Source organism: Sorangium sp. So ce145, assembly GCF_051525985.1.
GTDB lineage: Bacteria > Myxococcota_A > Polyangia > Polyangiales > Polyangiaceae > Sorangium > Sorangium cellulosum_B.
Window position 1 is genome coordinate 4,161,596 of sequence record NZ_CP150315.1, and the last position, 14,693, is coordinate 4,176,288.

Below are 14,693 nucleotides of genomic sequence, written 5' to 3' on the forward strand. Positions count from 1 at the left end.
GCGCGCCGGCCGGCGGCCGCCGCTCGGCGCGGCTAGGCGAGCGCGCTGCGCAGATCGTCCGGGAGCGGGCACGGCGTGAAGCGCGCGCCGTCGATGCACACGTGCACGGTCTGCCCGACGGCGGCGACCCGGCCCGCCGTCGTCACGCGGTAGCCCACCGTGAACGACGTGTCGCCGAGCTTCGGCGCGAGCACCTCGACCTCGATGGCGTCACCGAACCGGAGCGGCAGGAGGTAATCCGCCTCGGCGTGGACGAGCGGCAGCTTGATCGTGCCGCCCGCGATCATCGCAGGAAGGTCGATGCCTCGCTCCTTCAGCGCGATCATGTACGCGTCGCTGAAATACTCGAGGACCCGCGGATAGAAGACGATCCCGGCCGCGTCGACGTCCTGGAAGCGCACGGCGCGGCGCTCCACGGCGAGGCGCGGCGCGGTCTGCTTGAGCTCATCGACGCTGAACGCGCGCTTCATCGCGCCGCAGGGTAGCGCAGAGGCGCCGAGCGCGTCGCGAGGAGCGGGGTGCTCCGCCGCACCGCGGCGCCCTCCTTCTCCGGCTCTGACGCGGGCGGTCAGGTCTCACCGCCGACGCTTCGCCGGGTCGTTCTTCTGTCCATTTCTGCTCGCCGTCGTCCGTTTCGCAGTCCATGCTCGCCCGCGATGGCTGACCGACGTCCCGGCGGTCTCGGGGCCGGGTCCCGCAGGCTGCGTCGCGCCACCTCGAACGATCGCGAGCGCCGCGCGATGCGATGCCTCGGGGCCCGAGCGCCGCGTTCCCGCGGCGTGCTCGCGGCGCTCGCTTGCCTCCTGGCAGCGAGCTGCGCGGTCGCGTGCGAGTCGACGCCTGTGTCGACCCCGACGCCGATGCCCTCTCAGAGCCCGCCGGTCGCTGCGCTGCCGCGGCCTGCGTTCGCGGAGACCTCGACGCCGACCGGCGCGGCGCACGCGTCGAACCCGCTCGGCCTGCCCCCGTACCCGATCAAGCTCGAGCCAGGCCGCCGCGTGTTCACCTTCTCGGACCGGATGCTCGCCGGGGCCAAGCTCGGGTCCACGCTCGTGCTGTACGCGGCGACCGTGGTCGGCTTCGACGGCGACGACCTCATCGTCGAGGGGAGGGGGGGACCATCGTACAAGGTTCACCCGGGCTACGTCATCCCCGTGCCCGACGCGCCCCGCCTCCGGCCCCACGACCCGCTGCTCACGGAGTGGAACGGCGTCATGAAGCACGCCGTCCTCACCCGCTTCGTGAAGGACAAGATCGAGGTCCGCTACACCGACATGGACCCGCGGACCCCGCTCGCGCAGCTCAAGGGCGTTCGCTTCGTCGTGCAGACCGCGGGGCTCGCCCCCGGCAACTTCGCCGCATGGAAGGACGGCGAGACGTGGCGCCACGTGCTGCTCGTGTCGCGGCTCGGCGGTCCTCCGGCCGAGCCCGGCGCCGTCCTGACGTCGCTGTCCAGCAGCTCCGCGCGGTGGTTTGCCCTCGGTTACGGCGGCGCCGCGCTGCTCGCCGACGAGTCGGCGCTCCGTCCACTCCCCGTCAAGCCAAAGCTCAAGATCGGGGCGAGCGTCTGGGCCGAATGGGTCGGCGCGCTGCGTCCCGCCGTCGTGCAGAGCGCCGAAGAGACAGGCCTGTACACGGTCAAGTTCGAGCGCGCCGGGCGGCCGGCCACGGTCGGCTGGGGGCTGCTCACACCGCCGCTCGAGCCGTAACCGCACGCCATCGAAAGAGCGCGTCGCTCGATCCACCACCCGGGCCCGAGGAGCGGGCCTGTGGGCCATGGGGAACTTCCGAGATGGGCGAGCGACGGATCGCGCATCTCGCCGCGCCGCGAAGCGGCGATCCCGAGTCGAGTAACGCCGATTGCATGCAGCGCCGGTGCGCAAGACGCTACGCGTTTTCGCCCGACATGGAGAGTGGTAAGCGCTGTAGTATGGATCTCAGGAGCGCATGGCTGGCGACGCGCCAGTGGGTCCCTTTCACCCTCAGGACCATGGCGTACGGCACCGTGTCTCTGACGCTGGGCCCCCTCACGCCGCAGCGCTCGGCGAGCCTGTGGGCGATGCGGCGCTGGTGTCAGGCGAGCGCGCGAGGGCTGGATATCGAGATCCAGGCGAGCGGACTCGAGAACGTCCCTCCCGGGGTGTTCGTCTACTGCTCCAACCACCAGAGCCTTCTTGACATCCTGGCCCTCGGCGCCGTGTTGCCGGGCGATTTCAAGTGGGCCGCCAAGCGCTCCCTCATGAAGATCCCATTCCTCGGCTGGCACCTCCGGCTCGCGGGCCATGTGCCGGTCGATCGCACGGTCGGCTCCCGCGCCGCGGTCGAGGCGATCTCGCGGTTCGAGGCGGTGCTCAAGAGCGGCAAGCCGCTGCTCGTCTTCCCCGAGGGGACGCGGAGCGAGGACGGCATCCTCCGGCAGTTCAAGAACGGCGGCTTCTATGCAGCCGTCCGCGCCGGCGTGCCCGTGGTGCCGGTCGCCATCGACGGCACGCACCTCCTCATGAAGAAGGGCGCCCTCGACACCGGCGACGGCACCCTGCGGATCGTCCGCGTCCGGGTTGGCGCGCCGATCGCCGTGCGCCCGGACGGCCGCGAGGGCGCGCGGGTCAACGACCTGCGCGAGCGCGCCCACGCCGCGGTGAGCGAGCTCCTCCGCTCGATCGGCGGTCGCGTCGAACCGCCGGCCGGCGCCGCGGCCGCGTCGGAGGCGCCGGCGAGCGGCGCCCGGACCGAGCAGGCGTCCGGCTGACGGGGCGACGCGCCGGCGGGGCGGATCAATCGCAGAGGCTGGGGAGCGCGTCGATCTCGGCGAACAGCTCGTCGTAGCCGTCGATGCGACGGCCACCGTGCTCCTCATCGTCGAACCGGTAGAACACGCGCCGCGCGACCGGCATCACGCCGCCGTTGTCGTAGGCCTCGGCGTCGGTCGCCGTGTTGCCGAAGGCCCACGCGGGCAGCATCTCCCTTCCGTCGAACAGCCGCTCCAGCTCCACTGTCTTGTACTCCACGGCGCCGTCGCCCGTCGCGCCTGTCAGGCTCAGCGTGGTGTGCACGATGCCAGGCGGGAAGCCGTACGCCTCGAGGAAATCGCGCGTGCGCTGGACGAGCCACTCCGGCCGCGCGGTCAGGTACATCGGGCGATAGCCCTTCGACGTGAGCCGGTGGAACGCCGCCGCGGCGTGCGCGTGCGCGTCGGGCAGCTCGCCGAGGAGGAGCGAGGTGAACTCCTCGGTCTCCGTGCCGGTGAGCGTCCCATCGACGTCGCTGACGAACATCGGCGCGCCCCGCGGGACGACCTCGATGAAGAGGTCGGTGCTCGAGAGGTCGCCGCGGACGACCAGGTGGACCCGGTGCCGGCCCGGACCGAGCCGCTGCGCCGCGGGGATCTCGAAGTAGACGCGGCCGCCGTCATCGCTGACACCCTCGACCGCGCGGTGCGCCGAGTCCGCTTCCGTCGTGGTCGCCGAGCCGAGGCGCTCCCACGCGCCGCCGCAGCCGCGGAGCAGATAGATGTCGACCCGCTCATCCTTCAGGTCCTTGTCCGTGATCCCGTAGGCGAACTTTCCGATGATCCACTGCGGGTCGTCCGGCGTCAGGTAGAGGTCGCGTCCGCGGTGGTTGGGGCTCCCAGCGCCGGCGATGAGGTACGAAGACGGGTGATTCCACGCGAGCTCCTCGCCCGGATCGGGCGGCGCCGCGTCGCACGCCGGAGGTGGGTTGCAGGAGGCTCCCGGCGCCTCGCCGCCGCTCGAACCGCCGTCCTCGCCGCTCGGCGCGTCGCCGCCGCCATCGCCCTTGCCCCCGCCGCCCTCCTTCTGGCCCCCGCCGCTGTCCTGGCCATCGCCATCGCTGCCCCGGCCATCGGCATCGCCTCTTTGGCCACCACCCCCGCCTCCGCTCGGCGTCCACTCGAGCGTCGCGTCGGCCGATCCGCAGCCGATCGCGAGCGCTGTTGTCGCCATGACAAGTAGGATCCTGGTCTGCATCGGGCCCGAGTGTGACCGAGTCGCCCCCGTTAGAACAGCGACCTCCGGTCCGCGCTCGCCCCTTGCGCGCTGGCCCGACTCCGGGCAATCGTAGCGCCCCAAACGATGCCCAAGCCCGATCCGAAGGTCTTGCTTCGCCACGCCGGTGGCTATCTCAAGGCGCACCCCGAGGAGATCGCGAGGGCGCTCCGCGGCGCGCTCCGCCTGCGGCTCGGCGTCCCGATCGATGCGCTGCGCTATCTGGCGCGAGAGCTCAGCGGCGGCAAACGCGCGCCGAAGGACATCGTGATCGAGGCCGCGCCCCCGGGCCTGCGCCTCGCCCTGACGGTGAAGATCATGGGCGCCCCGATCCGGGCCTCGTTCACGGCCTTCGCCGAGGAGCTCGACGTGCGCGCGGACGCGATCCAGGTCGGCCTGCGGATCGCCGACCTCAAGCTGCAGGTGATGGGCGACGAGGCCTCGCCGATCGCCGGGCTGATCGGCTCGGGGGCGATCGACCTGAACAAGCCGGGCGATCTCGTCTCCTTCATGCCCAAGCGACCCGCCGCGCTGATCGACGCCAAGGGTGACAGGATTACCCTGGATCTCCTCAAAATCCCGGCCCTGGGCGGGAATCCGACGGTCGTGCGGGCGCTGCGCATCTGCGCGCCGGTGCTCGGTGTCCGTGCGCTCAAGACCAAGGATGACCACCTGGACGTGCACCTCAAGGCCACCCCCTCCGGGGTCGCCGCCGCGATCGCCGCGGTGCGCGCGGGCCTCTGAGGCTCTTTCCGGTGGGGCCCGTCGCCCGCTAGACTTCTCCGTGCATGTCTCGGCTCCCCGAGCCCGCGCCGGCTGCGCTCTCGCTCCAGTTCCTTGCCGAGATCGCATCCGGGGCCACCACCCGCGTTGATCTCTGCAGGTCGGCAGGTCCGCACCGGCCTGGGGAGCTGCTCGCCGTCAAGCGGCTGCACCCGCACTTCGCCGAGGATCAGAACGTCTCCACCCGGTTCCTCGACGAGGTGCGCACGACGGCGGCGCTCAAGCACCCGAACGTGGTCGAGGTCGCCGGCTGGGGGACGGACGAGCAGGGGTGGTACTTCGCCGTCGAGCTCGTGCAGGGCGTGAGCCTCGCGCGGCTCATGAAGACCGTCTTCGACACCGGCGAGATGTTCTCCGAGCGGCTCGTCGTCCACGTCGGCGCGACGCTCTGCCGCGGGCTCAGCGCGGCGCACGAGCTGCGCTCGCCTGCCGGCGCGTTGCTCAACCTCGTGCACCGCGATCTGACGCCGGGCAACGTGCTCGTCGGGTTCCAGGGCGAGGTGAAGATCGCCGATTTCGGGCTCGCCAAATCGTCGCTCCGCGTGATGACGACGGCCGTCGGGGCGCGCCGGCGCGTGACGACGTACATGGCGCCGGAGCAGGCCCGCGGGGGCGCCGCCGACAGGCGCTCCGACCTGTTCTCGCTCGGCGTCGTGCTGTTCGAGCTCTTCACCGGCAAGCACCCGTGGCCGTCGACGAGCGACTACGAGCTCCTGCGGAGCATGTCGACGCAGCCAGCGGCCGACCTGCGGGAGCTCCGGCCGAAGATCGACAAGGAGCTCGTGTCGATCGTCATGCGCTGTCTCGAGAGGGACCCGCCGTCGCGCTTCCAGAGCGCGGACGAGATCCTCGCGCGGCTGGAGGGCTGGCTGCACAGCCACGGGTACCACGAGGGGAACGAGGAGGCGCTCGGGCGCTTCGTGCGGCGCAACGCGATGAGACAGATGCGCTGGTTCGAGCGCGCCGTCACCGGCGGCTTCGCCGGGGTCGCCAAGGCGCCGCGCCCCTCGCTCTCGACAGCCGAGGCGATCCCGCGCCGGCCCTCGGCCGATCCGCGGGGCAGGGGGGCGAACGCCCCCGGTCGGCTCCGCGGCGGCGGGGGCGCGCGCGCTCAGAACGACGACGCGACCGACATCGAGGCGCGCCGCGGGACGCTGTCCCCGTCGCCGACCGGCCTCACGCCGCGCGAGGCGGACGCCGCGGACGACGACCCCGGCCGGCGCGGACCGATGGCCTCCGAGACGGCCGACGAGGCGACGGTCGTCGTCGGCAGCAACGGCAGGGTGCGCGCGGACCCCGGGTCCTCCAGCTCGAGCGGAGCACGGCGCCGCAGCAGCCTGCCCTCGTACGGATCCATCACCGATCGGAACAGCGAGCCGCAGCCGGTGTCGGGGGACGAGCTGCGCGCGACGTCCGGGAACGAGGTGACGCCCTCGATCTCTCCCGCGGGCGTGTTCTCCGTGGATCACGACGCCGACACACCGCTCACGGCGCAGGGCGCGCCGGGAGGGGCGAGGCCGCTGCACGCGGAGGTCGACCGCCTCACGACCGAGGCGCTCCGGCTTCGCGAGGAGGCGCGCTTCGCGGTCGCCCACGCCGAGCGCAAGCTGGCGCTGGCCAAGGTGGCTGCTCACCTCTCCGAGATGGCCACCGAGGCGCTGCGCCTCTCCGCGAGCGCCGCCCCGGAGCGCGCGTCGCACCGCCTCGACGAGGCGCTCGCGCTCGAGCGGGCGATGCACAAGGTGATGTCCGCGCCGCTCACGCTCGCGCCCGAGACGACGGCGCTGCCTCTCGCGTGGGGCAACGAGCAGCGGGCCATCCTCGCCCAGCTCGGCCTCGAGCACCTGGCGTCACCGACCACGTCGCGGCCCTCGGATTTCGGCGCGCCCCCGCATCGGCTCACTCCGGCGCCCGGGGACGCGAGCGCGGCCCCGTATCGGCTCACGCCGACGCCCTGGGATGCGGGCGCGGCCCAGCCGTTCATGGGCGCCGACCCCGCGAGGAGCGACGCGGCAGGCGCGCCATCCGCCGCGCTCGCCGTCCGGGGCGACGCTGCCGGCGACGCGATCGGCCCGCCCACCGCCGCGGACGCCGTCGCGTTTCAGGCCAGCCTCCGGCCGATGCTCCTCGGCGTGCCGCGCGCGCTCGCGCTCGCCGTCGCTGCGGCGGCCTTCATGGCGTTCGTCTTGCTGGCCTGGTTCTATTCCTGAAGCGCCGCCGCGCGCGCCCGACGCGCCGAGACGTCGCTTGATCCCGGCGGGGCACGGCAGCTACCGTCCTTGGATCATGAGCGAGCAAAGCGACTGGGTGCTGATCGGCCTGGATGAGACCACGGCGCGCCGGCAGGGGATCCCCGCGCGCATGCCGGTGCCTCGGGGGGAGTTCGAAGGGCTGGCTGACAAGGGGCTCAGCATCGACGCCGCCCGCAAGTGGATCAAAGACTTCCTCACGAACTCCGAGCCAGGCAAGAGCGGCGTCTGGCGCAAGCAGAACAGCACGCTCGTCTCGCAGTTCGAGGCGTTCCTCGACAAGGCTCCGGTCTGGGAGCGCGCGCAGAAGGCGTTCGGCGAGCGCGACTACGAGAAGGCGATCTCGGCGCTCAAGCGCATCATCACGATGGATCCCGACGATCACGCCGCGCGGCTGAACCTCGCCTCGGCGCAGGCGAACATGGGCGATCACCCCGCGGCGCTGAAGAGCTTCCAGGCGATCCGAAAGACGTTCCAGGGGGACGCCGACTACCACGTGGCGGTCGGGCAAGTGCACCTGGCGATGCAGAAAAAGGACGCCGCCCTCGACGAGATGGTGCTCGCGCTCGAGGCGAAGCCCGACTGCCAGCCGGCGCTGGACGCGATGGTCCAGCTCGGGGTCCTCCTGCCGATCTACGAGAACCCGCGCGACGCGGCCTCGCTCGTCTACGTGCGCTCCGACGCGGTGCTCGAGTACCTCGCGGGCCAGTGGGACGCGGCGCCCCGCGACGGCGCCTTCTATCTCGAGCAGCTCGCCTACCACGAGCGCGAGCTCCGCCACGACGTCGCGCTGGCTGCAGCGGAGCGCGCCGCCGCCGCCTCGGGCGAAGGGGCGAGCCGCGAGCGCGCGCACCTCGCGCGGATCGCCGCGCTCCGCTCGCTCGGGCGCACCGACGAGGCGCTCGGCGCGGCCGAGGCCTTCGTCGCGACGGCGCCGTCCTCGTCGGGCGCCTGGGTCGAGCTCGCCAAATGCCTGTCCCAGGCGGGCCGCGGCGCGGAGGTGCCCGCCGCGGTCGAGCGCGCGCTGGAGAGCGACCCAGGCGACCTCGCGGCGCTCTCGCTCCGGTTCTGGCCGAGCGATCCCGCGGACATCCAGAAGGTCAACGAGGCGATCCCCGCGCTCGCCGCCTTCGTCGCGGCTCACCCCGAGAGCGCCGGCGCGCGCCGCTCGCTCGCCCGCGCCGAGCTGGTCGCAGGTCGGATCGACGACGCGCTCGCGGGCTTCGCGGCGGCCGTCGCGCTCGCGCCCGGGGACGACGACCTCCGGGCCGAGTACTGGACCGAGCTCGGGAAGCAGCAGCGGTACCCGGACATCATCGCCGATGCCGCGAAGCTCACGGACCTCGCGAAGCGCGACTGGAAGCTGCGGTGGAACGAGGCCGAGGCGTACGCCGCGCTCGGCAAGAACATCGAGGCGCGGGCGGCGTTCTCGGCCATCAACTTCGACGAGTCGCTGCACGTCGACGTGCGCCGCAGGGCCAAGCGCGCCGTCAAGACGATGGATGAGACGCCGCCCGTCGCGCCGTGACGCCGGGCCGCGGGCGGCGCGCGCTCAGAGCGAGCCGGAGACGCCGAACCCGACGGTGTCGCCCGTGACGATCGGCTTCACCGACAGGGCGACGTCGTTGCGGACGAGCTTCTTCTCCGGCGCGGCGAGGCCGCCGATGAACATCGCGGCCCCGGCGACCTGAGCCAGCCCGTCGACCATGAGGACGAAGACGCCGCCGCCCTTCGCATCCGCGGTGCTGACGGTGATGAAGGGGCCGGCGAGCGGGATGTAGAGCGGGAGGTAGCTCTCGCCGCTTCCGCCGCTCGCCCTGTCGGCGCTCTCCGCCACGAGCCCGACCATCGCCGAGAGGATGTAGGTGACGCCGAACGTCACGGCGCCGCCGATGACCAGGCCGCGGCGCGCCCTCTCCTCGACGCGGTACCCCTCCGGGACGGCCTGTCCTTCCTCGTAGTTCATGATCCTCGGGCCGACCGGATACGAGCCGGAAGGCGAGGCGTATCCCGGAGGCGGGGCGTACCCCGGGGGCGGGGCGTACCCCGGAGGCGGCGCGTATCCCGGGGGCGGGGCGTATCCCGGAGGCGGCGCGTATCCCGGAGGCGGGTAGTAGCCGGGCTGCTGCCCATACGGGGCAGGCGCGCCGTACGGCGCAGGGGCCCCGTGAGGCGCGGGCTGCGGCTCGGCGCCGGCAGGGGCGCCTGCGCGCGGCGAGGACGCAGGAGGCGCCTGCGCGAAGGCGGAGGGGGCGCTGAGCAGGAGTGCGGCGAGAGGTGCTGCGCTGGCGAGGAGCGCTCGCCACGGGTGCGTCGAGGCGCCCTGTCCGGGATGGATCGTCATGATCAACGACGCTAACGCAGCTCCGTCGCCAAGGTCCAGACGAGCGCAGGACGCCGGCGGGCGGCGTGTGTGCTCCCGGGCGGCGGTTATGCGCGCGTGCGCGCGGGCTCCATTGGCTGGTGCCTCCTCACGGCGCCACCATCCATGCGCGCCTCGAGCTCCGGCGCGTGGTGGTCCTCCAGGAGCGGCGGGATCTCGCCCGTGATCAACCGCGAGGCGCGCTCGTAGGTCACGTAGGACAGGGCCCACGAGAACAGCACCAGGAAGCGGTTACGGAAGCCGATCAGGAAGAGGATATGCACGAACAGCCACGCGAGCCACGCCAGGAACCCGGAGAGCTTCAGCCTGCCGAAGTCGGCGACCGCCGCGGCGCGCCCGATCGTCGACAGGGATCCCCGGTCGTTGTACCGGAACGGCAGCCGCGGCAGCCCGCGCAGGGTGCGCGCGATGCAGCGCGCGGCGTGGCGCCCTCCCTGGATCGCCGCGGGCGCCACGCCGGGCACGGGCGTCCCGTCCTCCTGCTTCACCGACGCGAGGTCGCCGATCACGTAGATGTCCTCGTGACCCGGCACCGTCAGGTCCGGCGCCACCAGCACGCGCCCTGCCCGGTCGAGCGGCACCCCGAGGGTGCGGGCGAGGGCGGACGCCGCCACGCCGGCCCCCCAGAGCACGGTCCTGGCTTCGATCCGCTTGTCGCCGATCGAGACCCCCTCCTCGTCGATGTCGGTGACGCGGCAGTTCGTCCGCACCTCCACGTTGAGCGCGGCCAGCTGCTGGCGCGCCTTCTCCCCGAGCTCCGGCACGTACGACGGCAGCACCTGCCCGGCCCCTTCCAGCAGGAGGATGCGGGCCTTGCTCGGATCGATGCGCCGGAACTCGCGCACGAGCGTGTGCCGCGCGAGCTCCGAGAGGGCGCCGGCGAGCTCGACGCCCGTCGGGCCCGCGCCCACCACCACGAACGTCATCCAGGCGCTCCGCCGCGCCGGATCCGGCTCGCGCTCGGCCGCCTCGAAGGCGAGGAGGACGCGCCGGCGAATCTCGAGCGCGTCCTCGACGGTCTTGAGCCCGGGCGCGACGGCCGCCCACGCGTCGTTCCCGAAGTACGAATGCGACGCCCCGGCCGCGACGATCAGCTTGTCGTAGCCGAGCTCGCCGTCCTCGAAGATCACCCGCTTCTGGACGGGATCGATCGCCTTCACCTCGGCGAGGATCACGCTCGTGTTCTTCTGCTTGCGCAGCACGTGGCGGATGGGCGTGGCGATGTCGCTCGCGCTCAGGCCCGCCGTCGCGACCTGATACAGGAGGGGCTGGAACGTGTGATGGTTGTGCCGGTCGATCACGGTCACCCGTACCGGCTCGCGCCGGAGCGCCCGCGCCGCGTAGAGGCCGCCGAAGCCGGCACCGATGATGACGACGTGCTCCATGCCGTGGCCCTGGTTCCCGCACGCCACCGCAGCAAGAGCCGGAGCCGCAGATCTCCCGCTTTGACCCTGGACGTGCAGGGGTGCGCCCTCGCTCGTTCGCGGGATGGAGGCCGCGAGACGGCCGCTCGCGATCCGCTCTCGTCCCCCTCTCGTCGGACGTCGCCGTCCGTTCGTCGGGCAGCGCCGGCGTCAGGCGCCCCAGGCGGTGCGCGGCAGGGATCGGCTGATCGCCACCGGCCCGGCTAAGCCGTTTTGCCCTGGGCGATCCACTTGTTCATGAAGACCGCGCTGAGCTCCCATCCTTGCCGCAGCTCCTTCTCGGCGCTGCTCTCGAGCATGCCGCCGACGCCGAACACCTTCGCTTCGATCGTGATCTCGGCGATCCGACGCACCTTGTTGTCGCCGATGGCCTCGGCGCGCACGACGCCTTCGTTGCGCATCTTGTCGGCCAGGGTGCTTGGCGTCAGCTTGAAGGTCCACACGTTCGTCGCCTTGTTCAGCCTGCCCTCTTCGGTGTAGCGGAACCCGGAGCCGAGCAGCTTCTCGACGGGGCCGGGCAAATTCATCTTCGGCTTCCCGGCCGACCTCCGGATGATCTCCGTCGCCGTCTCGACCTGCTCCGTGATCGTGAACTCGGGGAAACCGAGCTCCTTCCTGTAGAGCTCCTCGTTGAACGTCTTGTCCAGGAACAGCTTCCAGAACGTCTCGAGGTTGCAGTTGATCTCGTGTGTGAGGGTGAACTTGCCCATGGGATCGTTCCTTTGCGGTGCGCGGGGTCGATGACGTCCAGCTCCGCGTTTACCGCAGCCCGTACGTGGCGTCCATGTCTCGACCAGCACCGCTGAACACGGGATCTGCGCTGGCAACGCGTCCGTCTGCGCTGCGCGCGCCTGGCGCTCGTCGCCCCGATCGCGTGGCGCGCGAGGTCACGCCGAGCGCGGGCGGACGCGGGGGCGCGAAGCCGCCGCGGGACTGGAGGCGACGCCGCGTGCTGGAGACAGGCGCTGCGCACGGTCGCGTACGCACGCTCCGGGCGATGCGGAGGCTGGCGGCGGGCTTCCAGCGCTCCTGCGTCCGTGCGATCATGACGCTGTGACGTGCATCCTCGTCATCGACGACGACGCCGCGATCCGATCCATGTTTGCGCGTTCGCTCCGTACGCTGGGCGACGTGGAGGAGGCGAACGGCGGGGCGCCGGCGCTGCGCCGGCTCGCCGCGCGCAAGTTCGATCTCGTGGTGCTCGATCTGCACATGCCGCTGATCGACGGCTTCAGCGTGCTCGAGTCGCTCTCGGCCAAGGGAGCGCTGAACCGGGACACGCCCGTCTTCGTCGTGACGGCCGATGAGTCGCAGCAGGCGCGCATCCGCGCGCTGCGACGGCACGCGATCTTCCTGCTCTCGAAGCCGGTGAACCTCGCCATGCTGGTGTCGCTCGCGGAGTCGTCGCTGAAGAAAGCAGCGGCCCGCGCCACCCCGCCCCCGCCCGACGAGGCGCAGCCGGAGGAGCCGAAGGAGGACTGAGCGCGATGCGCCGGCCGCGCGGGCTGCGGGGGAGGCAGCCGCGCCCGGTCCGAAGGCGCTACCGCGGCGCCAGGTCGAGGGGGGGCGCAGCGGGGCGCGGCCGCGGCGGCGCCTGACCGGGGACGGGCCCGCGCGGCAGCGTGGAGGCGGGCGGCGTCGCCGGCAGTCCGGGCTGGCTCGCGGGCCGTGGCGGAGGCCACCCGGTGACGGATGGCGTGGGCAGGGGCCCTGGGACGCGCGGCGCAGGGGTGGCCGAGGAGCCCGGGTACGGCGTCCCCGGCGCGGGTACGGCGCCGGGGACGTACGCCGGCTGTCCGCTCGGGACAGGGGCGGCTGCATCGGCGGGCACCGCGGCATCCGCGGCCGCGTCGGCCGGGGCGGCCGCGTCGGCGGGGGCGGCCGCGTCGGCGATCAGCTCGGCCGCGGCTGCATCGGTCGGGGCCGCGGCGTCCGCGACGGCGTCGCTCGCGACCGGCGACGCCGTCGCTGCCGCGTCCGGCGTCGCCGCGGCATCAGCGCCGGCGTCGGGCGCCTGCACCGTCGGCGCGGACGCGCTGGGGCTGGCGGAAGGCACCACCACACCGCCGAGCGGCATGCGGCCGGAACGCGCGAGCAGCAGGAACGCAACGGCCGCGACCACGCCGAGGACGATCAGCGCGAGCAACGCCACGCGCACGAAGGACCCCTTCGCGGGAGGGGACGCGCGGCGCTCCGGCGCGGACGCGACGGCGCTCGCGGGGCCGCTCGCGTGCGCCGCCGGACCGACGTAAGCCGCCGGCCCCGGGGGCACCGGCGGCCCCATGTGCAGCGGCGGCGGGAGCAGCGGCAGCGGCGAAAGCCCCGCCGGGAAATCGAGCGGCGAGCCTGCGCCGTCGGGGTTCGACTTGCGCGTCGCATCCGGGGTCGATTTGCGCGTCGCGTCCGGATTCGACTTGCGCATCGGGTCGGCGTTCGCGCGGCGCGGGCTCGTCGGCGCCGGCATGCGCGAGCTGGCCGGCCCCGACATGCGCGAGCTGGCCGGTCCCGACATGCGCGAGCTGGCCGGCCCCGACATGCGCGAGCTGGCCGGCCCCGACATGCGCGAGCTCGCGGGGCCCGCCGGGGACGAGGGCGGCGCCGCGTCGGCCGCGCCCCCGCCCTCCGTCGCCTCCGGGCCGTCCTGCAGGATCGGCAGCATGGAGATGCGCCGCAGCATCACCTCGGTCGCGTCCTCGGGGCGCGAGGCCTGCGGCTTCTGAGGGTGGGCGCGCTCGGCGAGGATCCGGTCGAGCTCGTCGAGCGCCTGATCGATCCGCTCCTTGCGCGCCTCGGCGACCCCGGGGAGCAGATCGCGCACGAGCTGGCCCACCTGTTTGTCGGTGTAGCTCTCGCGGACCGCGGCGCTCACCTGCTCGAGATCGCGGCGCAGCTCCGCGGCCGTCTGGTACCGCTCGTTCGGGTTCTTGGCGAGCGCCCGCATGATGATGCGGTCGAGCTCCGGGTGGACCTCGGGCATGATCTCGCGCGGCGGCTGCGGGTTGCGGTTGGCGATCTGCTGCATCGCCTCCAGCGGGCCCTTGCCGCGGAACGGCGTGTGGCCCGTCACCAGCAGGTAGAGCAGCACGCCCATCGAGAAGAGATCGCTGCGGCGGTCGAGCGCCCCGCCCATGACCTGCTCGGGCGAGAAATACCCGGTCTTGCCCTTGATTGCGCCGACGCGGCTGGTCTGCGCGCGCGCCCGCGTCTTCGCGACGCCGAAGTCGACGACCTTGACCATGCCGTCGAACGTCACCATCACGTTCTCCGGCGTGACGTCGCGGTGGATCAGGTTGAGGAGCTCGCCCGTGTCGTCGCGGACCTCGTGCGCCGCGTGCAGCCCGGCGCACGCGTCGATCATCACGTGGAGCACCCAGCCCAGGGGCAAGAGCGCGCGCTTCGCCTTCTGGTTCGAGAAGATCTTCGCGATCGGGGCGCCGTCGATCCACTCCATCGCGAGGTACGGCCGATCGCGGACCTCGCCGTACGCGAGGATGTGCACGACGTTCGGGTGGAGGATCCGCGACGCGGTGCACGCCTCGTCGAGGAACATCGCCCGCGCGTCGTCATCCCCGCGCATCGCGTCCGACAGCAGCTTGACGGCGACGATCTGGACGGAGCCGTTGGGCCGCCTGAGCCGCGCAGCCCAAACGGCGGCCATGCCGCCCACGGCTGCCGGGAACAGCAGCTCGTAGGGGCCGATCGTATCGCCCGGCTGGAAGTTACCGGGGTCGTCGTCGTTCCAATCACTCCACGGATCTTTGGCCACGCGCTCCCCCACCATGTCGGAAGACGTGCAGCGCGACAAGACCTGGCGCTCGGCCCCGTCTTCCCGCTCCGCTGCGCGGCGCCG

Annotated in this window: 12 protein-coding genes; 6 read left to right on the forward strand and 6 right to left on the reverse strand. The window is 72.7% G+C overall.

From position 1 onward, the window contains the following. Positions 1-32: 32 nt before the first annotated feature. Positions 33-470: an acyl-CoA thioesterase gene (locus tag WMF34_RS15735; RefSeq protein ID WP_012235647.1), complete on the reverse strand. Its 438-nt coding sequence runs from the start codon at positions 468-470 to the stop codon at positions 33-35. 390 nt (positions 471-860) lie between these two features. Between WMF34_RS15735 and WMF34_RS15740 the strand changes: the two genes are divergently transcribed. Continuing rightward, on the forward strand, positions 861-1,709 hold the full coding sequence (locus tag WMF34_RS15740) for a hypothetical protein (RefSeq protein WP_157906691.1): 849 nt from the start codon (positions 861-863) through the stop codon (positions 1,707-1,709). A gap of 221 nt (positions 1,710-1,930) precedes the next feature. Further along, a complete protein-coding gene (locus tag WMF34_RS15745; RefSeq protein ID WP_437993770.1) occupies positions 1,931-2,749 on the forward strand; it encodes a lysophospholipid acyltransferase family protein in 819 nt (272 codons plus the stop codon). Positions 2,750-2,774: 25 nt separating this feature from the next. Here the strand turns inward: WMF34_RS15745 and WMF34_RS15750 are convergent, their stop codons facing one another. Then, on the reverse strand, positions 2,775-3,962 hold the full coding sequence (locus WMF34_RS15750) for a lipin/Ned1/Smp2 family protein (protein ID WP_437993771.1): 1,188 nt from the start codon (positions 3,960-3,962) through the stop codon (positions 2,775-2,777). A 129-nt stretch (positions 3,963-4,091) separates the two neighbouring features. Here WMF34_RS15750 and WMF34_RS15755 point away from each other — a divergent pair, with 129 nt between their 5' ends. From WMF34_RS15755 to WMF34_RS15765, 3 genes are all read left to right on the forward strand, one after another. Next, complete coding sequence (locus WMF34_RS15755) at positions 4,092-4,748, forward strand: hypothetical protein (RefSeq protein ID WP_437993772.1); 657 nt, start codon at positions 4,092-4,094, stop codon at positions 4,746-4,748. A gap of 44 nt (positions 4,749-4,792) precedes the next feature. Next, complete coding sequence (locus WMF34_RS15760) at positions 4,793-6,997, forward strand: serine/threonine-protein kinase (protein WP_437993773.1); 2,205 nt, start codon at positions 4,793-4,795, stop codon at positions 6,995-6,997. Positions 6,998-7,073: 76 nt separating this feature from the next. Beyond that, positions 7,074-8,564, forward strand: a complete 1,491-nt coding sequence (locus WMF34_RS15765) for a tetratricopeptide repeat protein (RefSeq protein ID WP_437993774.1) — start codon at positions 7,074-7,076, stop codon at positions 8,562-8,564. A gap of 24 nt (positions 8,565-8,588) precedes the next feature. On the opposite strand, the gene WMF34_RS15770 is transcribed toward WMF34_RS15765, so the two are convergent. From WMF34_RS15770 to WMF34_RS15780, 3 genes are all read right to left on the reverse strand, one after another. Beyond that, positions 8,589-9,380, reverse strand: coding sequence for a hypothetical protein (locus WMF34_RS15770; protein ID WP_437993775.1), 792 nt, complete (start codon positions 9,378-9,380; stop codon positions 8,589-8,591). An 86-nt stretch (positions 9,381-9,466) separates the two neighbouring features. Further along, the gene (locus WMF34_RS15775) at positions 9,467-10,804 is read right to left on the reverse strand and encodes an NAD(P)/FAD-dependent oxidoreductase (protein ID WP_012235655.1); all 1,338 of its coding nucleotides are present in this window, start codon (positions 10,802-10,804) and stop codon (positions 9,467-9,469) included. A gap of 242 nt (positions 10,805-11,046) precedes the next feature. Then, complete coding sequence (locus WMF34_RS15780; protein ID WP_012235656.1) at positions 11,047-11,553, reverse strand: DUF2505 domain-containing protein; 507 nt, start codon at positions 11,551-11,553, stop codon at positions 11,047-11,049. 343 nt (positions 11,554-11,896) lie between these two features. Between WMF34_RS15780 and WMF34_RS15785 the strand changes: the two genes are divergently transcribed. After that, positions 11,897-12,325 (forward strand): response regulator, encoded by a 429-nt coding sequence (locus tag WMF34_RS15785; protein WP_080598886.1) that lies wholly within the window; start codon positions 11,897-11,899, stop codon positions 12,323-12,325. 58 nt (positions 12,326-12,383) lie between these two features. Here the strand turns inward: WMF34_RS15785 and WMF34_RS15790 are convergent, their stop codons facing one another. Then, a complete protein-coding gene (locus WMF34_RS15790) occupies positions 12,384-14,609 on the reverse strand; it encodes a protein kinase domain-containing protein (protein ID WP_437993776.1) in 2,226 nt (741 codons plus the stop codon). Positions 14,610-14,693 lie beyond the last annotated feature (84 nt).